General features: G+C 63.1%; 15 protein-coding genes. 10 read left to right on the top strand and 5 right to left on the bottom strand.

The window, feature by feature from the left end:
* Window positions 1-48: 48 nt before the first annotated feature.
* The 3 genes from ACODTY_RS18335 to ACODTY_RS18325 are packed head-to-tail and all read left to right on the top strand — an operon-like array spanning window position 49 to window position 2,935.
* Window positions 49-1,221 carry a glycosyltransferase gene (locus tag ACODTY_RS18335; RefSeq protein ID WP_488995644.1) on the top strand — a complete coding sequence of 391 codons (1,173 nt, stop codon included), beginning with the start codon at window positions 49-51 and terminating at the stop codon, window positions 1,219-1,221.
* On the top strand, window positions 1,218-2,012 hold the full coding sequence (locus ACODTY_RS18330) for a WecB/TagA/CpsF family glycosyltransferase (protein WP_488995643.1): 795 nt from the start codon (window positions 1,218-1,220) through the stop codon (window positions 2,010-2,012). Before ACODTY_RS18335 ends, ACODTY_RS18330 begins: the two co-directional genes overlap by 4 nt.
* Complete coding sequence (locus ACODTY_RS18325; protein WP_488995642.1) at window positions 2,009-2,935, top strand: DUF6492 family protein; 927 nt, start codon at window positions 2,009-2,011, stop codon at window positions 2,933-2,935. Before ACODTY_RS18330 ends, ACODTY_RS18325 begins: the two co-directional genes overlap by 4 nt.
* Before the next feature lie 4 nt (window positions 2,936-2,939).
* On the opposite strand, the gene ACODTY_RS18320 is transcribed toward ACODTY_RS18325, so the two are convergent.
* Entirely contained in the window at window positions 2,940-4,235 is a 1,296-nt protein-coding gene (locus ACODTY_RS18320; protein WP_488995641.1) for a lipopolysaccharide biosynthesis protein, read from the bottom strand.
* Between the two features lie 188 nt (window positions 4,236-4,423).
* Between ACODTY_RS18320 and ACODTY_RS18315 the strand changes: the two genes are divergently transcribed.
* The 4 genes from ACODTY_RS18315 (at window position 4,424) to ACODTY_RS18300 (ending at window position 10,472) form a co-directional block, all read left to right on the top strand.
* The gene (locus ACODTY_RS18315; RefSeq protein WP_488995640.1) at window positions 4,424-6,571 is read left to right on the top strand and encodes a GumC family protein; all 2,148 of its coding nucleotides are present in this window, start codon (window positions 4,424-4,426) and stop codon (window positions 6,569-6,571) included.
* Between the two features lie 118 nt (window positions 6,572-6,689).
* Entirely contained in the window at window positions 6,690-7,589 is a 900-nt protein-coding gene (gene folD, locus ACODTY_RS18310) for a bifunctional methylenetetrahydrofolate dehydrogenase/methenyltetrahydrofolate cyclohydrolase FolD (RefSeq protein WP_488995639.1), read from the top strand.
* A gap of 18 nt (window positions 7,590-7,607) precedes the next feature.
* The gene (locus ACODTY_RS18305; protein WP_488995638.1) at window positions 7,608-8,606 is read left to right on the top strand and encodes a GlxA family transcriptional regulator; all 999 of its coding nucleotides are present in this window, start codon (window positions 7,608-7,610) and stop codon (window positions 8,604-8,606) included.
* Between the two features lie 219 nt (window positions 8,607-8,825).
* The gene (locus ACODTY_RS18300; protein WP_488995637.1) at window positions 8,826-10,472 is read left to right on the top strand and encodes a vWA domain-containing protein; all 1,647 of its coding nucleotides are present in this window, start codon (window positions 8,826-8,828) and stop codon (window positions 10,470-10,472) included.
* A gap of 64 nt (window positions 10,473-10,536) precedes the next feature.
* On the opposite strand, the gene edd is transcribed toward ACODTY_RS18300, so the two are convergent.
* Genes edd through zwf form a run of 3 tightly spaced genes read right to left on the bottom strand, consistent with a single transcriptional unit; the run spans window position 10,537 to window position 14,576 of the window.
* Window positions 10,537-12,363 (bottom strand): phosphogluconate dehydratase, encoded by a 1,827-nt coding sequence (edd, locus tag ACODTY_RS18295; RefSeq protein ID WP_488995636.1) that lies wholly within the window; start codon window positions 12,361-12,363, stop codon window positions 10,537-10,539.
* A gap of 39 nt (window positions 12,364-12,402) precedes the next feature.
* Entirely contained in the window at window positions 12,403-13,107 is a 705-nt protein-coding gene (gene pgl / locus ACODTY_RS18290; protein ID WP_488995635.1) for a 6-phosphogluconolactonase, read from the bottom strand.
* The gene (gene zwf / locus ACODTY_RS18285; protein ID WP_488995634.1) at window positions 13,107-14,576 is read right to left on the bottom strand and encodes a glucose-6-phosphate dehydrogenase; all 1,470 of its coding nucleotides are present in this window, start codon (window positions 14,574-14,576) and stop codon (window positions 13,107-13,109) included. Before zwf ends, pgl begins: the two co-directional genes overlap by 1 nt.
* 198 nt (window positions 14,577-14,774) lie before the next feature.
* Here zwf and ACODTY_RS18280 point away from each other — a divergent pair, with 198 nt between their 5' ends.
* Both ACODTY_RS18280 and ACODTY_RS18275 read left to right on the top strand, forming a co-directional pair.
* Window positions 14,775-16,250: an aldehyde dehydrogenase family protein gene (locus ACODTY_RS18280; protein WP_488995633.1), complete on the top strand. Its 1,476-nt coding sequence runs from the start codon at window positions 14,775-14,777 to the stop codon at window positions 16,248-16,250.
* A gap of 48 nt (window positions 16,251-16,298) precedes the next feature.
* Window positions 16,299-17,045 (top strand): SDR family oxidoreductase, encoded by a 747-nt coding sequence (locus ACODTY_RS18275; protein WP_488995632.1) that lies wholly within the window; start codon window positions 16,299-16,301, stop codon window positions 17,043-17,045.
* A gap of 25 nt (window positions 17,046-17,070) precedes the next feature.
* Here ACODTY_RS18275 and ACODTY_RS18270 read toward each other — a convergent pair whose 3' ends face one another.
* Window positions 17,071-17,808 carry an SH3 domain-containing protein gene (locus tag ACODTY_RS18270; RefSeq protein WP_488995631.1) on the bottom strand — a complete coding sequence of 246 codons (738 nt, stop codon included), beginning with the start codon at window positions 17,806-17,808 and terminating at the stop codon, window positions 17,071-17,073.
* A 304-nt stretch (window positions 17,809-18,112) separates the two neighbouring features.
* On the opposite strand from ACODTY_RS18270, the gene ACODTY_RS18265 reads away from it, so the two are divergent.
* Window positions 18,113-18,925, top strand: a complete 813-nt coding sequence (locus tag ACODTY_RS18265) for an ABC transporter substrate-binding protein (RefSeq protein WP_488995661.1) — start codon at window positions 18,113-18,115, stop codon at window positions 18,923-18,925.
* Window positions 18,926-18,966: the final 41 nt, after the last annotated feature.

Genomic DNA, 18,966 nt, shown 5'->3' with positions numbered 1-18,966 from the left:
AGCAAGGTTTCACTCCAGGGTTGCTACGGAGTGGCCTGGATAGGTGAAATGAATCTGCTGTTCGCTACATCGATCGTGCCAGACGGCGCTGCGGCCTCTGGCTACGAGATCGCCAATGCCGCGATCATAGACGCCTTGCGCCGTGCCGGCGCGAGCGTGACGGTGATCGGCTTCACGTGGCCGGGAAAACCGCCCATCGACCCTGCCAACACAATCGTGCTGGGCAGCGTGGACGTGCGCACGCAGGGCGCTTCTGCGGGCCAGAAACTTGCATGGATGGCGCGCGCGCTGTCATCCGGCCTGACGTTCGCCTCTGCCAAGCTGCGGGTCGTCAGTGAACAGGCGTTGCGCGAGGCTATCGACAAGGCCGGACCCTTCGACGCCTATGTGCTGAACTCTGTCCAGTTCGCGGGAGCATTCGAGCGCGCGCTTGGCGACAGGCCGACGCTTTTCGTGGCGCATAATGTCGAGCAGAATTCGGCGCTGGAAAATGCCGCGGCGGCATCGAGCCCGCTGCAACGCCTGCTCTTTCGGCGCGAGGCACGGCTGCTGAAATCGCTGGAAGCAAGGCTTTGCGCTCGGGCGCGCTTTGTCTTCACGCTTGCGGAAGAGGATCGCGCGGCGCTGGGCGTCGCATCCGACGCGCGTTCGATTGCCCTCCCTCTGATTACCACCGCAAACGCGCCGGCGAAAAAGCCACGCACGATCGAGTGCGACGCGGCCCTCATCGGCACATGGACATGGCAACCAAATCGTATTGGCCTGGACTGGTTCCTGCGGCACGTCGTGCCCTATCTGCCGGGCGAGTTCCGCATACGCATTGCTGGCAGTGCGCCGGCTGATGTTTCCTCTCAGCATCCCGGTGTCGAGTTCGTCGGGCGCGTGCCCGATGCACAGGCTTTCGTGCGCAGCGCTGCCGTCATTCCACTGATCAGCACGGCGGGATCGGGCGTCCAGCTGAAAACCATCGAGACGTTCGAACTCGGGCTGCCATCGGTTGCGACCAGCCGTTCGCTGCGCGGCATCGCCTATCGCCCGTCAAATTGCGTCGTAACCGACGATCCCAAGGCCTTCGCCGCAGCGCTCGTGGAGACCGCTGCCAAGTCGGGGTCGGACGTCGATGGCTCAGCCTTCCATGCCCGTCAGGTGAAGGCGCTCGACGTTGCGGTCGCCAAGGGCCTCAAGGCGCTCGGTCTCAACCGGCAGGAGGCGTTTGCATGAACGTCCATGCCGCGCGCGCAGCTTTTGGCCGCAATGCCTGGAAGTCGATCCTCGGCATACCGGTTGTCAGCATCGACTGGGGGCAGGCGATTTCGCTGCTGACCCATATGATTGATGACCGGCGCTTCACCAAGGTCACGTTCCTCAACGCGCACAATGCCAATCTTGCCTACGCCGATCCGGCCTTTGCCGAGGCGCTGGACGATTTTCTCATCCTGCCGGATGGCATCGGCGTCGATATCGCCGCCAAGGTGCTTTATGGCGCTTCCTTCCCGGCCAACCTCAACGGCACCGATTTCGTGCCGGCTTTCTTGCAGGCATACATCCGGCCGCTGACGGTGGGTCTGCTTGGAACCACAAGGGCAAATGCCGAAGCAGCGGCCCGCAAGTTCAAGGCGCTTGCGCCCCAGCACCGGTTCAAGGTCATCCACGACGGCTATTTCTCGGCTTCGGAAGAGCCCGGCATCGTCCAGAACATTGCTGCCCTGCGGCCGGACATTCTGTTGGTTGCCATGGGCGTGCCGCGTCAGGAATTGTGGATTGCCCGGCATATCGAAGCCAGCCACTGCATTTTGCCGATCGCAGTCGGCGCCTTGCTGGACTTCATGAGCGGCTCGGTGCCGCGAGCCCCGCTCTGGATGCGCAGGCTGAGGTTGGAGTGGGTGTTCCGTCTGCTGATCGAGCCGGGCCGCATGTGGCGGCGCTATATTCTAGGCAACCCTGCTTTCCTGTGGCGCGTCGCACGCCAGAAGATACTGCGCCGGCCCGAGCCCGCCGGAGAGCCGCGGTGAACAGCCGTTTCAAGCCGCACGCCGCCTCGTCCGGTTCGGGGGCGGCATTTGCGGCGTCCGCGGCGATTGTTACCGCCAGCTACGCGCCGGACTTCGAGCGCTGCCGGCTGCTATGCGAGACGCTGGATCGTTTCGTATCCGGAACAAGGCATCATTACCTTCTGGTTGAGCATCGCGATATGCCGCTTTTCCGGCAAATGGAAAGCCCGCATCGCACGGTCATCGACGAAACCGACATTCTGCCGCGCTGGCTGCACGTTTTCAGCGATCCGCTGAGCTTATTTAGCCGGCGTATTTGGCTGAGTCTCAAGGCTCCTCCACTGCGAGGCTGGCATGTCCAGCAGCTTCGTCGCATCGCCATCGCGGCGCATATTGCCGAGGATGTTCTGGTTTATTGCGATTCCGACGTGGCATTCGTAAAGCCGTTCGACTGCGCGGCTTTCCGCCAAGATGGAAAGGTCAGGCTGTTTCGCCGCGACAACGCGTTTTCCGGCGCCGTGCCCCAACAGCACGGCATCTGGTCGCGCAATGCCGGCAAACTGCTTGGCATCGCTGCACCCGCCGTTTCGCCGCATGACTATATTTCCACCCTGATCGCCTGGCGTCGGGCTTCGGTGACGGACATGTGCGCGCATATCGAAAATCTTCATGGCCGCCCATGGGTGCAAACCCTTGCAGCCGACCGCCGCTTCTCCGAATGCCTGGTCTATGGCCGTTTCGTCGATGAGGTCCTCCACGGCAAGGACCACTTTCATGGTGCGGAAGAGTTCTGCCGTGTCCACTGGACAGGAGAAGCTCTGTCGGACGAAGCGTTCCGGAGTTTTGTTGGAGCGATGACGCCCGAGCAGGTTGCCATCGGCATGCAATCCTTCATCGGCACCGATCTTGGCCGCATACGCCGCTTGCTTGCCGAAGCTGCCTGACGGGTCAGATGGCCTTTGCCGGGCGGCGCATCGCCGAATAGGTCAGCACGGCCGACACCAGGTAGAGCAGCAGGAAGGCCGCGTTCAGCGACAGTATGAGCTGCGGCGTCTGGTCGAACCACTTCAGCACAGCCGTCAGCACCAGCGCCTTCAATCCTGCCAGCACGGCGAGATTGACAGCGCGCACCAAGGTCTGGCCACGGGCGAACAGAAGTTCGGCCTGATATTCGACCAGGTTGCGCAGGCCCGGCACGCACAGCGCCAGCAGGATGAGAGGCGCGGCCTCGCTGACGTTGCGGCCGAGCGCGTTGGGGAAGAAATGCAGCAACAGACCCAAGGCCAGGAGGCCAAGCGTGGAAACGGCGAAGATGCCGCCTTCGATACCCAGCCGCACGGAAAGCCGCGCCAGCAATTGCGGCGTGCGCATCATGCGCTGCACCAGCATCATCGAGAAGGTGCGGATCGGAATGGCGGTGAGGTCGACCAGCCGCATGATGATGGCATAGAGGCCGGCCAGATGCGGCCCGCCGATTGCCAGCACCAGAAGCTTGTCGAACTCCATCTGCAGGTAGAACAGCACTTCCGCGCCGGCAACGTAGATCGAATCGGCAAGCCGTCGCCAATAGAGCTCGGCCCGCAGCCGCAACCGCTGCCTTGGGTAGAAAACGCCGAACGCGACGGCCAGCGATACCGCGTTTGCGCCGACATAGAACCAGGCCCACGCTTCCAGCGTATGAGTGGAGGAGAGCATGAAGGCCAGCGCGCCCAGCGCCCGCAACGCGGCCGTGAGGATCGCCAGCACGGCCGCCTTGCCGAATCGGCCAAGGCCGTTGTTGACGATCATCGCCACTTCGACAGGACGCCATAAAAGCGATTCGGCGAACACGATTGCGGCGAAGGCAGCGAGCGTCACCGTGCTTGAAAAGAACACGAGATAGACGCCGTAGGACGCCGCGGCCAGCAGCGGCAGCGATAGCAACGCCAAGAGCAGGAAGCCGGCGGTGAATGTGCCGATCAGGTTCGGGCGTATGGTGGCGGTGCGGTAGAGCGCAGAAATGAAGCCGAACGCCAGTATCCGCGACAGCATGACGCCGGCAGCGGAAGCGGTGGCGAACATGCCGAATTCGGCGATGGAAAGCGTGTTGGCGAGTGCGATGAAATAGACCAGCGAAAACACCAGCCGCCCGCCGGCGCCGCTGATGGCCGAGAAGTAGTCGCGCACAAGCCCCCGGCGTTCGGCAATGAAGCTGCCGAGCCGGGCAAGTTTTCCCTGCTGCCTGATGTCGCCGGTCTGTGTCATCGGGCCAAGCCTAGTCAAGAAAACTTAATGCGCCCTTCAGTGATCGGCATCGAACTGCGGCTCGTATGCTGGGGTGTCGAAATGGCGGTGCAAATTGGCGGAAATTAACCTTTTGTTTTCCACGCCTGTTTAGCTTGGCTTAACGAATGGCTGCACCCGCGGCCGGTCTGTAATGGTAATGCCCGGACATGAATGACAGGCTCGACAGGGACGACTGGAGGCATGAGCGTTCCTTGCGCGAGCTCGGCCGGGCCATGCGCGGCGAAGACGAGGTGCCGCAGTCGGCGGGGTCGCTTTTGTCGTTGGCGCAGTCAACCGCGCCGGATTGGCGCGACAATGCCGTCGAACGCCACCAGATTGCCCGCACGCGGCGCGAAGCCATCGCCGAGCGCGACACAGCCCCGATCGCTTCCATCCCACCGCTGGAAGAACCCCGCCCGGATGTCTCCGCTCCATCCGAGATGCCGGACAATGGCCCGCAAGCTGCTGATGAGCAGTCGCCTGCCTCCAGCTGGCTGCCGCGCTGGGCGCAACTGAAGCGGGCGCCGGCTTCGCCTGAAGATGTTGCAGCTAACGAGCCTCTTGCACCGCCGGTCCCGCCTGCGCATGCCGCCGCCCCGGAGCCGGAGAGGAAGGTCGTTCCCGAGGCGTATGGGCGAACCGTTTCCCCGTTTGCCGCAACGCCTGACAAAGGCGACCGCTGGACGCCCTTGATCGACCCGATGAAAATCATCGGCGGCATCACAAGGTCCAAGGCGCTGATCCTTGCAATGACTTTGCTTGGCGCTGTCGTTGGCGTTTCAATCGCGCTTTCCACGCCGAAGAAATACGAGGCGCTGACCGAACTGATCGTAGATCCGCGCGATCTCAAGATCACCGACAGCGACTTGACGCAGACCATGATCGCCTCCGATGCCACCTTGGCCATCGTCGAGAACCAGATGCGGGTGCTCACCTCGGGCGTCGTGCTCAACAAGGTCGTGGACACTCTCAATCTGACCAGCGATCCCGAATTCAACGGACAGAACGGCAGGCCGGGGCTGCTGGCAATGGCTCGCTCGCTGTTGTCGCGCGACGACGGGCCGGCTGGCGCCGACGAAGTTCGCCGCCGCGCGCTCGCCGTCGGTAATCTTGCCGAAAGCATCCATGTCGAGCGCGGCGGCAAGACCTTTGTCATCACCGTTAGCGCCACGACGCAGAATGCCGACAAATCGGCCCTGATCGCCAACACGATGACGGATGTGTTCCTGCAGACATACGGCCAGATCCAGTCGGAAACCGCCGGTAGGGCGACCAATGAGCTTACGGCGCGATTGACCGAACTGCGCAAGGGTGTCGAGGACGCGGAGCGCAAGGTCGAGCAATTCAGGGCGACCCATGATCTGGTCGATGCGCAAGGCCGCCTCATTTCCGATGACGAACTGCTCAAGCTTAATGAACAGCTCACCGTCGCCCGGGCGCGCACGCTGGAGCTGAGTGCTCGCGCGGCCTCCGCGAAAACCGTCGATGTCGATGCCGTTCTGGGCGGCGCACTGCCGGAGGAAATGAATTCCAACACGATGGCGGACCTGCGCTCGCAGTATTCGACGCTGAAGCAGGAAGCCGACCGCGCCGCCGTGCGGCTTGGCCCGCGCCATCCCGAACGCATCGCGCTGGACGCCCAGCTTGCCGGCGCTCGCGACCGCATCGCCGCGGAGCTTCGCCGCATCGCTTCGTCGCTGCAGGTTGACTTGCGCCGCGCCGTCCAACTTGAGCAGGAACTGTCGGCCAGGCTCGCGCAGCTCAAGGTGCGCAGCGGCGACGTCAGCAACGATCTCGTCAGCCTGCGCGAATTCGAACGTGAAGCCGCCGCCAAGCGCTCGGTCTATGAGGCGTTCCTGTTGCGCGCCAAGGAAACCAGCGAGCGCAAGGACATCAACACCGCCAATGTCAGCGTGATTTCCAAGGCGTTTCCGCCGCTTGAGCCAAATGGACCGTCGCGCGCAATCATGGCGCTGGCCGGCCTGCTTTTGGGCTTTGCATCGGGCGTCGGGTTGGGGGCCGTGCGCGGTGCTTATGAAAGCCTGCGTGAAACGGCCGCTGACCGTGCCCGTCAGGGGCGGCAACTCCAACGGCGCGAAACTCCTCTGGATGGCCCAAACCGGAGCCAGCCTGCCGAATATGGGTCGCCTGCCGTATCGGCGACCGGGAGCCCCTCACCGGCAGGTCGCGAGCCGCTGGTTGATGAAATCGCCGAGGAAGAACCATCCGTCGAGGAAATCCGCGCCAGTCTGCGCGAAGTTCGCGATGCGTTGCGCGAGCTGGCCGAGAGTCGCGCCCGCAACCGGCAGATCTGACGCCTGAAATCAAAACGGTCCAGTTTCAAGTTTACGGCATCCGACGCCGCATTGGCGGGATTGCGGTGTCGAATTATCGTGAATATGCGCAGGCATATTTTGCGATGACGAGGATGGCATGGCCGAGGTGATCGACGGGAAAAAGGTGGCAGCGGAGGTCACCGCCAAGGTCAAGGCCTTGACCGCCGGGCTTGTCGGTAAAGGCAAGGGGCAACCCGGCCTTGCCGTTGTCATCGTTGGCGAAGACCCGGCCAGTCAGGTCTATGTGGCCTCGAAATCGCGCACGGCGAAGGAGTGCGGGTTCCTTTCCGTCCAGCACACGCTGCCGGCAGACACCGGCGAGCAGGCACTGCTCAAGCTGATCGGCGATCTCAACTCCGACCCGGCGATCCACGGCATTCTGGTTCAACTGCCGCTGCCGGCCCACATCGACGCCGGCAAGGTCATTCAGACAATCGCGCCGGCAAAGGATGTCGACGGCTTCCACTTCATCAATGTCGGCAAGCTCGGCACCGGGGAAATCGACACGGCCTTCGTTCCCTGCACTCCGGCAGGCTCCATGCTGCTGATCGAACGCGTGCGCGGCAAGGATTTGTCTGGCCTGAGCGCCGTCGTTCTCGGTCGCTCCAACATTGTCGGCAAGCCGATGGCCAACCTGCTGCTTGCGGCAAATGCCACGGTCACCATTGCCCACAGCCGCACGCGCGACCTCCCGGCCTTGGCGCGCGCCGCCGATATTCTGGTTGCCGCGGTGGGACGCCCTGAGATGGTGCGTGGCGATTGGGTGAAGCTGGGCGCGACGGTCATCGACGTCGGCATCAACCGCATCCCGGCGCCGGAAAAGGGCGAGGGCAAGTCGCGCCTCGTCGGTGATGTCGCCTATGAGGAGGCTGCCGCTATCGCCGGTGCCATCACGCCGGTGCCCGGCGGGGTGGGGCCGATGACCATTGCCATGCTGATGGCAAATACGGTCATTTCCGCTTATCTTGCCGCAGGTCTCGAACGCCCCTCCTTCTGATCCCGGAAAGAACAAGCCTTGCCGACGCCAGCAGTCCCCGTTGTCCGCGCGTCCACGAATGATCCGGTGGAAGGCGGTCGGCAATTTGCCTTCCTGCTGGTCGACAAGTTTTCGATGTTCTCGCTGGCCGCCGCCATCGACACCATGCGCTCGGCCAATCGCCTGATCGGGCGCGACTTCTACGGCTGGAAAACCGTGTCGGCCGATGGCGAGGCGGTCATCGCGTCGAATGGCCTGTCGATCAAGATCGACTACAGCGTGGCCGACCTGCCGCCGGTCGATGTGATCTTCGCATGCGTTGGGTTGACGACGGAGTTCCCCGGCAAGAGCAAGGTGCTCGCGGCGCTGCGCAACTGGGGTCGGCGCGGCAATGCGCTGGGCGCGCTTTCGGTCGGCTCCTACCTCTTGGCCGAGGCCGGCCAGCTCGATGGCTACCGCTGCACCATCCATTGGGAAAACCGCGCCGGCTTCCTCGAGCGCTTTCCCGAAATCAACTGCACCGGCAACGTCTTCGAGATCGACCGCAAGCGCTACACCTGCGCCGGCGGCACCACTTCCATCGACCTGATGCTGGAGATCCTCCGCTCCGATTTCGGCCCCAACCTCGCCAACAGCGTCGCCAACCAGTTCCAGCACGAGCGCATTCGCTCCGCTGGCGACCGCCAGCGCGTCGGCCCCGAGCGCGACCTCACCGGCAAATCGGAAAAGCTCAGGCGCATCGTCGAACTGATGGCCGACCACCTCGACGAGCCCCTGTCGGCTGTTCAGCTTGCCAAGTCGGCGGGGCTTTCGGTGCGCCAGGTCGAGCGCCTGTTCCTGCGCCATCTCACCGTGACGCCGGGCCGCTACTACATGCGGCTGAGGCTGGAACGGGCGCGCGAATTGTTGCGCCAGACTAACATGCCGATCCTCGATGTGGCGATTGCAACCGGCTTCACCTCTCATTCCTATTTCGCGCAGAGCTACCGGCTCCAGTTCGGCCGGCCGCCTTCCGAAGAGCGCCGCACCACCTACTAGTGCATGTCTCCCGAAAGTGGGGATCGGTTTTGGGATCAAGACATGCACAAAATCAAGAATCTGAAGCGCGTTAAGCGAATCTGAAAGATCGTGACGCGCTTTGGAAGCTGCAACCGCCTGCTTGCCAGCACCGGCCTGCTTCGTTAGCTTGCCGCCCTCAACTGCGGCAATTCCAGAAAATAAATCGCACCGGAATCGGTAACGACCACGAGGCAAGTGATGGCGGCACTGACACGCATTCTGTTCGGTCTTTTCATGATGATTGCGACATGCTCGGCTGCAAGTGCAGCCGACCGGGTGATCGTCATTCTCGATGCCTCCGGCTCGATGTGGGGCCAGATCGACGGCAAGCCGAAGCTCGAAATCGCGCGCCAGTCGCTGAAGACCGTTCTCCAGTCCGTTCCGGGAGATGAAGAGATCGGCTTCATGGCCTATGGCCACCGCCAGAAGGGCAGTTGCGACGACATCGAACTGATCGTGCCGCCGAAGGCTGGCACGGCCGCCGCGATTTCCACCGCCGCCGACAATCTGAAATTCCTCGGCAAGACGCCGCTCAGCGCCGCGGTACGCCAGGCGGCTGAAGCGCTCAAATACACCGAGGACAAGGCCAAGGTGATCCTCATCACCGACGGTCTCGAAACCTGCAATGCCGATCCGTGCCAGTTGGGCAAGGAACTGGAGGCGGCAGGCGTCGACTTCACCGCTGACGTGGTCGGGTTCGGCTTGACCGCAGAGGAAGGTCGGCAGGTCGCCTGTCTGGCCGAGAACACCGGTGGCAAGTACATCCAGGCTTCCGATGAAGCCGCGTTGAAGGACGCGCTGGCCGAAGCCGTCGCACCGCAGCCGGCTCCAGAACCTGCGCCCGCACCCGCTCCGGCCAAGGTCGAGTACAACCTCATCCCGAAGACCGTTTTGACCGAAGGCGGCGAAGCCCCCAAGATCGACGTCTATTACGAGGTGTTCAAGATCGACGCCGCCGGCGGCAAGGGCGAGCGCGTCGATGGCAGCTACAACGACTACAAGATCAGCCTTGAGCCCGGCGACTACATCGTCACTTCGCTGAGCGGCTACGCCAAGGCCGAGCAGAAGGTAACCGTCAGCGCCGACAAGGTTTCAGAGCCGGTGTTCAACCTCAACGCCGGAGCATTGGTGCTTCGCGCCCGCCCAGCACCCGATGCGGAAATCGACGGCAACGCCCAGATCATCATCGACTATCCGGGCGAGGGTGAATCGTCGGCGAATTATGGTCAGGTCAAGACGGTCGTCCCCGCAGGCGAAACCAGGATCACCATCAAGCTCGGCGCCGGAGAAACCAGCGAAACGCTTCAGGTCGCCGCCGGCCAGACCATCGACAAGGACTTCATCGTCGGTGTCGGCAAGGCGCAGGCCGATGCGTTCTATACCGAGGGCGGCGAAAAGGTGGATTCGGGCGACCTGTCGTGGCGGATATTCAAGGCGGCGAAGAAACTGGACGGCAGCCGCGAACAGGTCACGTATGGCTATGGCCCTGCCAGCAAGTTCGACCTACCGGCGGGCGACTATGTTGCTGCCGTCGACATGCAGGCTGCAACGGCGGAACAGCCGTTCAGCATCGCGGTCGGTGAATTCAAGAACATCAGCGTGACGCTGAACGCCGGCGTTCTCGCCATCGAAGCGCCGGGCGCCGACGGCTATCGCATCTACGAGGCCAAGAAGGATCTCCAGGGCGAGCGCAAACAGGTCACTTACGGCTACGGCGAGAAATTCCAGACGACGATGGTTGCCGGCGACTATGTCGTCGTAACCGACTTCAAGTCTGACAAGGCCGACAGCGAAACGCCGTTCACCGTCAAGGCCGGCGAACGGACCGAACTCACCATCCAATAGGCTTCGGCCATCGATATGCAAAAGGGCGGCCTTGAGGCGCCCCTTTTTGTTGGGTGAAAACCGCCTATGCCGCTGCGCTAAAGGCAGTCGCACCCTGGTCGGGGTGACTGACGAGATGCCGGAAGCCGGCAAACAATTCGCGGCCGAAGCCGAATTCATTGCCGCTGAGATCAGCTTCGGCCGATGGCCGCAGCACCAGTTCCGCCGCCGGCACCAGAACGTCGAGTGTGCCTGCCTCGGCATCGAGGCGCACGATGTCGCCTTCGTTGATCTTGCCGATCACGCCGCCTTCCAGCGCTTCCGGCGTCACGTGGATCGCCGCCGGCACCTTGCCCGATGCGCCCGACATGCGCCCGTCGGTGACGATGGCAACGCGCTGGCCGCGATCCTGCAGTACGCCGAGAACGGTTGTCAGCTTGTGGAGTTCCGGCATGCCGTTGGCCCTTGGCCCCTGGAAGCGGATGACGGCGATGAAATCGCCCGTCAGGCTCCCGGCTTTGAAAGCGTCGTTCAATCCTTGCTGGCTGTCGAACACGCGCGCCGGCGCTTCGATGATGCGGCGGTCGGCTTTCACTGCGGAGGTCTTGATGATGGCATGGCCAAGATTGCCGGAGAGCACCTTGAGACCGCCGCTTGGCTGGAATGCCTTGGCGACCGGCGCGAGAATCTTCTCGTCGCCGCTTTGGGCGGGTGCGGCCTCGCGCAGCACGGAACCGTCCGGCCCGAGCTTGACCTCGACCGAATAGGCGCCGAGCCCTTCGCCCCACACCGTCTGCACATCGTCATGCAGAAGCCCCGCGTCGAGCAGTTCGCGGATCAGGAAGCCCATGCCGCCGGCCGCCTGGAAATGGTTCACGTCTGCAAGGCCGTTCGGATAGACCCGCGCCAACAGCGGCACCGCTTCCGACAGGTCGGAAATGTCCTGCCAGGTCAGCTTGATGCCGGCCGCCGCCGCCATCGCGACCAGATGGATGGTGTGGTTGGTGGAGCCGCCCGTGGCGTGCAGGCCAACCACGCCGTTGACGATTGCGCGCTCGTCGATCATGCGGCCGACCGGCGTATACGCGTTGCCGAGTTGCGTGATGGCAAGCGCCCGTCGCGCCGCTTCCTTGGTCAGCGCCTCGCGCAGCGGTGTGCCCGGATTAACGAAGGAGGCCCCCGGCGTGTGCAGGCCCATGATCTCCATCAGCATCTGGTTGGAATTGGCTGTGCCATAGAAGGTGCAGGTGCCCGGTCCGTGATAGGACTTCGATTCCGCCGCCAGAAGTTCGTCGCGCCCGCATTTGCCTTCGGCATAGAGCTGGCGAACCTTGGCCTTCTCGTCATTGGGCAGGCCGGTGGTCATCGGTCCCGCCGGCACGAACACCGCCGGCAAGTGGCCGAAGGTCAGCGCCGCGATCACCAGGCCCGGCACGATCTTGTCGCAGACGCCGAGAAAGACGGCAGCGTCGAACATGTTGTGCGACAGGCCGACCGCCGCCGCCATGGCGATGACGTCGCGCGAAAACAGCGACAGTTCCATTCCCGGCTGGCCTTGGGTCACGCCGTCGCACATCGCCGGCACGCCGCCGGCCACCTGGGCAATGCCGCCCGCCTCGGCCGCGGCCGCCTTGATCAGTTGCGGGTAGGTCTCAAATGGCTGGTGAGCGGACAGCATGTCGTTATAGGCGGTGATGATGCCGAGGTTCGGCACCTTGTCGCCGCTGAGCGCGATCTTCTCCGAAGGGCTGCACACGGCAAAGCCGTGCGCGAGGTTGCCGCAGCCGAGCACGGCGCGATTGGCGATGCGACCGGCTGCGTCCGAGATGCGCCCGAGATAGGTTTCGCGGCTGGCGCGCGAGCGTTCGCGAATGCGGTCGGTGATGGCTTCGATATCTGATCTGGCTGTCATCTCGTTTGTCCTTTCGACCGTCGGCCGAACCTTCCGCTATTACGGCGCCCAGAACACCTCGACCGGCGTTGCCGCCATGTCGATCACCGCGCCGATGGGCTTTTTCCCGTTTTGCTCGATCGCAGCCTCGAACGCCGTGCGCTTGCCTTCTCCCTCGATATGAAGGGCTATGAAGCTGGCCTCGACGATGCGCGCGGCGGTCAGCGTCAAGCGGAGCTCTCCGGCGCTCGGCGCATGCACCGGCAACAGGATCCGGTTGGATTGCGGGTCGAGCAAGGTCTGGAGGTTGTCGGCATCGGGAAAGAAGGAAGCCGTGTGGCCGTCCGTGCCCATGCCGAGGATAGCGACGTCGAGCGGCCAGGGCAGCGAGCGAAGCTCCGCGTCTTCTGAACGCGCCGCATGATCGATGTCGGCATCATCCCGGTAGAGTGGCACGAAGCGGGCAAACGCCGCCTCGTTCTGCAAAAGATTGGCCATCACCAGCCCGGCGTTGGAGCGCGGCGAGTTGGCCGGCACGAAGCGTTCGTCGATCAGCGTGACGAGGACCTTGTCCCAAGCGATCTTCCGCTTCGACAAAGCGCCGAAGAACAGCGCTGGCGTGGTTCCGCCGGATACGGCGAGGAAACCCGCTCCCCGCCGCGCAATTGCGTTGGCCAGATGCGAGGAAACCTCGTTCGCCAGCGCGTCAGCCAGGTCGGCGCGCTCTGCGAAATCATTCCACGCATAGGCGGCCGTTTTCTGCATCAGGCACTCTCGTGCCAGGTTCGTCCGTCACGCTCGATGAGTGCGATAGATGCCGATGGCCCCCAGGTGCCAGCGGTATAGCCTTGTGCCTCGTGGCGCGCGCTTTCCCAGGCGTGCTGGATCGGATCGATCCAGGCCCATGCAGCCTCGACTTCGTCACGGCGCATGAACAGGGTCTGGTTACCGCGGATCACGTCCATGATCAGCCGTTCGTAGGCGTCGGGCGCGCGCCCGTCGAAGGAGGCGGCAAAGCTCATGTCGAGCGAAATTTGCCGAAGCCGCATGCCGCCCGGACCGGGGTCCTTGATCATGATGTACTGCTTGACGCCTTCGTCGGGCTGCAGCCGGATGACGAGCTGGTTGGCGAAGATCGGCCCGGCATTTTCGCCGAAGATCGAATGCGGGATCGGCTTGAACTCGATGACGATCTCGGAAACGCGCGACGCCAGCCGCTTGCCGGTGCGCAGGTAGAACGGCACGCCGGCCCAGCGCCAGTTGGCGATCTCGGCCTTGATGGCGACGAAGGTTTCGGTGTCGCTCTCCTTGCCCAGTTCCTCGACATAGCCCTTGACCGGGCCGCCTGCCGATGCGCCGGCGCGATACTGGCCGCGTACCGTCTGTTTCGGCGCATCGTTGCCGTTGATGCGCTTCAGCGCCCTCAGCACCTTCAGCTTTTCATCCCGCACCGCATCCGCATCCATCGATGCCGGCGCTTCCATCGCGACGAGACACAGAAGCTGCAGGATATGATTCTGCACCATGTCGCGCAGCGCGCCCGCCTTGTCGTAATAGGTGACGCGGTCTTCCAGACCCACCGTCTCGGCAACGGTTATCTGGACATGGTCGATATGGGCGGAATTCCACAGCGGCTCGTAGAGCGCATTGGCAAAACGCAGTGCCATCAGGTTCTGCACCGTCTCCTTGCCGAGATAGTGGTCGATGCGGAAGATCTGGCCTTCGTGGAAATCCTTGCCGATGAGATCGTTCAGGGCATGGGCCGAATCGAGGTCGCGCCCGATCGGCTTTTCAACGACGATCCGCGACTTGGGCGTGATCATCTTGTGTTCTTTGAGCTTGTGCGAGATTTCGCCGAACAGCGCCGGCGCCACCGCAAGATAGAAGGCGCGGATGCGCTCGCTGTCGCCGAGCTCTTTCTTGAGATTGTCGAATCCCTCGCCGCTCAGCGCATCGGCGGCAACGTAGGAAATCCGCCCGAGGAACTTGTCCAGTTCCTTGGTGTCGAGATCGTCCTTGGCGACATGCTCCTGGATCGCCTTCTTGGCAAAGGCGCGGAACTCGGCGTCGCTCATCTTCGAGCGCGACGTGCCGATGATGCGGGTCGGTTCGGAAAACTGGTGGTCGCGCTGGCGATAATAGAGCGACGGCAGAAGCTTGCGCTCCGCCAAGTCGCCGGTGCCGCCGAAAATGATGAAGTCGAATGGGTCGACAGGTATGATCTGGCTTGTCATGGTTTGTCCGTGTTGCCACAGCTCATCGTGCCGCCGTGGATATAATCTAATCGATTTAATTTGACCAGTGCCATGGTGTCACATCTGCGGCATCGTTACTGGTCCAAGCGGGTGGCGTGGTAGCAGGCGATAGTTCAATTGTGTGCCGCGCCGCAATCATATGCTGCCCGGCAAAAGCGAGCCAAGGGAGAATCGAAGATGGGAGCGCATCTTTCGACAACCGTCGCACAAGGCCGTGCCTTCCTTCAGATCATCGACGGAAAGGCCGTAGATTCCGCCTCGGGTGAACGCATAGATGTGGTGTGCCCGTCGGACGACAAGGTCTTTGCCTCGATCCCGGCCTCTTCCGCCGCAGATGTCGACCGCGCCGTAGAGGCTGCACGCCGGGCGTTCGAGGACGGACCATGGGCAAGGATGCCGGCCTTCGAACGGGGCCGGCTGTTGACCCGCCTGTTTCACCTGATCGACAAGAATGGCAGCGAGCTTTCGGCACTGGAGGCGCGCGACACCGGCAAGCCGCTCCGGCAAGGCCGCGCCGATGTCGCCTCTACCATGCGCTATTACGAGTTCTACGGCGGCGCCGGCGACAAGATCCACGGCGACACCATTCCCTTCCTCGACGGCTATACGGCGCTTACGCTGCGCGAACCGCACGGCGTCGTGGCCGGCATCATTCCGTGGAACTACCCGTTGCAGATCCTGGCCCGCGTTGCGGGCGCTGCCTTGGCCATGGGCAACACGCTGGTGGTCAAGCCGGCGGAAGACGCTTCGCTCACCGCAATCCGCATTGCAGAGCTTGCGCTGGAGGCCGGCTTTCCCGCCGGCGTGTTCAACGTCATCACCGGCTATGGGCGCGAGGCGGGTGCCGCCCTTTCGGCGCATCCGGGCGTCGACTACGTCACCTTCACCGGCTCTCCCGCCACCGGCACCGCCATCCAGCAGGCGGCGGCAGGCAACAATCGCGGCGTCACCATGGAGCTTGGCGGTAAGTCGCCGCAGATCGTCTTTGCCGATGCGGACCTTGCCAAGGCGCTGCCGGTGCTGGTCAACGCCATCATCCAGAATGGCGGCCAGACCTGTTCGGCCGGTAGCCGCGCGCTGATCGAACGCACCGTTTACGAGGAAGTCGCGGCAGGGCTTGCCGAGCGCTTCTCCAAGCTTGTCGCCGGCCCGCATGATGCCGACCTTGATCTCGGTGCGCTGATCAATGCAAGGCAGCGCCAGCGCGTCGCGGCCATGGTCGCGGATGCGGAGAAAGCGGGCGTCCCCGTTCTGGCGCGCGGTTCGGTCGATAAGGATGCGCCGGAAGGCGGCTACTATTTCGCGCCGGTGCTGTTCGGTTCGGTCGATCCCGATGCGGTCATTGCGCGCGAAGAAGTGTTCGGGCCGGTGCTGACCCTTTTCCCATTTGACGATGAGGAAGAGGCCGTCCGTCTCGCCAATTCCACGGATTTTGGCCTCGTCGCCGGTGTCTGGACCAGGGATGGCGCGCGCCAGCATCGCGTTGCCAAGCGGGTCCGCTCGGGCCAGGTTTTCGTCAATGGCTATGGTGCCGGCGGCGGCATCGAACTGCCCTTCGGCGGCTTCAAGCGTTCGGGCCATGGGCGCGAGAAGGGCTTTGAAGCGCTCTACGATATGTCGGCGACCAAGACCATCGTGTTCAATCACGGTTAGGCCCGCGCTCCCGCCGACAAGTGCATTGCAGATTGGAAAGACGACGACATGAGACTGAAAGACAAGGTTGCGATCATCACCGGCGCGGCATCCGGTTTCGGCGAAGGCATGGCCAGGCGCTTTGCCGAAGAAGGCGCGAAGGTCGCGGTTGCCGATCTCAACGCCAAGGGCGCGGAGCGCGTGGCGGCGGAGATCGGCGAGGCGGCAATCGCCGTCACCACCGATGTCTCGCAGCGCGCCGAGGTCGAGGAACTGGTCTATGCCGCCAAGAGCGCCTTTGGCCGCGTCGATATCATGATCAACAATGCCGGCTACACGCACCGGAATGGCGATATGCTTGCGGTCGATGAAGCGACTTTCGATCTCATCACCGCCGTCAACATGAAGGCGATCTATCATGCCGCCGTTGCGGTCGTGCCGACGATGCAAAGGCAAGGTGGCGGTGTCATCCTCACTACCGCGTCCACTGCTGGCCTGAGGCCGCGTCCCGGCCTCACCTGGTATAACGCCTCCAAGGGTTGGGCGATCACGGCGACGAAATCGATGGCGGTCGAGCTTGCGCCGCACAACATTCGGGTCAACTGCCTGTGCCCGGTCGCGGGCGAAACCGGCATGCTGGAAAAATTCATGGGTGCGGATACGCCGGAAATCCGCGAGAAATTCCGCGCCTCCATTCCGCTCGGACGTCTGTCCACGCCGCTCGACATCGCCAATGCAGCGCTTTGGCTGGCATCCGACGAGGCGGCGTTCATTACGGGCGTGGCGCTGGAAGTGGATGGCGGCCGCTGCATCTGAGCCTGGCCGAAAGCGGGATTAGCGGTCAGTCCTGCTGGACGAAGCTCTTGTAGACGAAGCCGCGCTTGCCTTCGTAGACGATCTCGCACCACTTTTCGCACGAGATCACTTCGATCGCGGTCTTGGCGGGCACGGTGTCGATCGCCGACGAGCCGCTTTTCGGGCCCGAGCGCATGGTAACAGCCTTGAGCGTATGGCCGGACGTCTTGTCGCTTGCCTCACTTGGCTTGTCTGGCTTGGCCGCTTCGCTGAGGAATGCCGGCCTGGGTGTCGGAATGGCCGCCATCAGCGGCATTTCCTGCGGCGGAGGTTCCTTTCCGGCTTCGATCGGCGGGGAGGTATCCTGGTCGCCTTCCACTGCGGGTGCTGTGATTGCGGCGGCTGCTTGCGGGTCGAGCTCCGGAACCTCTGTCTTCGTCATCGGCGCTTCGGGCTGTTCGGCAACGGAGGCCGTTTCCACCGGCGGTTCGGGCTGCGGCTTGGCTTGAGCGGTGACGTCGCTGGCCGGAACTTCGGTTGCAGGCGCTGCGATTGCCGGCTGCGGATCGACTTTCGCTTCAGCGAATGCCTGACGCTCTCCAGCGGGCATGGCCAGCCACAGCGCGACCGCCGCCACCGCCAGCAGGGCCACAGTCCCGACCGCAGCGATCACAAGATGCGCGTGCGCCTTGACTTCGTGCCACCAGGAACGCCGCACATTGTAACCATACTGCATTGAAAAGCGATGCCGTCCCGGCTTGCCGAAACTCAATAGCCCCTTCACCTAGACATCTCCAAAAGAGCCGGCGTTCTTTCACTCGAGGATCAGTTAAACGCCCGATCCTTCCAGCGCCGGTCTCGCACTCCCGTCGGACAGTGTGGCAGATTTCACCGCCTTGGGCTATCCGCAGCCGCGCATAGTAAGGCAAATTGTGGCATCACTACGTTAATCGGGAGACAACGCGACTTATGTCTATTGCGGCGCGGATGCTTGTCGCGGCGCCCTTTTCATATCAAAACCACCTCGGTTTGCGGCAGCGGGAGTGCGATTCGTGATGTTTCGGGGACTTCTGGCCATCGTCTTTACCATGGCCGTTCTTGTCTTGCCGGCACGTGCCGCTCAGGCGCAAACGCCCCAGGTTCCCGTGCTTTGGGATGCCAAGGAGCGTTTGCCGAAGCCTGATCTCTCGGCCCTGCCGCGCCTCAGGTTCCTTACCACCACCGACTTTCCGCCTTTCAATTTCCTCGACGGCAGTGGCCGCCTGTCGGGCTTCCACATCGACCTGGCCCGCGCGGTCTGTGCCGAACTCGGCATGGCCGACAAATGCCAGATCGAGGCGCTGCCATGGGCCGAACTTGAGGGCGCTCTTGCGAGAGGCGAGGGCGAAGCCATCATCGCAGGCATAGCCGCGACCGAGGAGACACGGGCGAAATACGTGTTCTCGCGCCCCTATCTCCAGTTTCCCGCCCGCTTTATCGTGCCGAAGGCGAAGCCCCTGACCGAGCCGATCTATGACAAGATCCAGGATAAGCCCGTCGGCGTTCTGGCAGACTCCGCGCACGAACACATGCTTCAGGCCTATTTCGGCAAGGTGAAACTCGTGCCTTTCGCCAAGCCGGAGGAACTCTATGCCGGTCTCAAGGCCGGCAAGGTCGATGCCGCCTTCGGCGACGGCATGCGGCTGTCGTTCTGGCTGGCAGGCGAAGATGCCGCCAATTGCTGCCGCTTTGCCGGCGGCCCTTACATCGCGCCGGAATATCTCGGCACCGGCTTGTCGATCGCCGCCAAAGCCGACCAGCCGGTGCTAGCAGCCGCTTTCGACTACGCGCTGCAGGAAATCTCCGAAAAGGGCATCTTCGCCGAGCTTTACCTGCGCTACTTCCCCGTCAGTTTCTATTAGCCCCGGGCCCGCGCGGTTTACCCTTCATCAACCATGGTCAT

This window comes from Mesorhizobium sp. FG116 (genome assembly GCF_057809835.1).
This window is presented reverse-complemented; position numbering and strand designations above follow the sequence as displayed.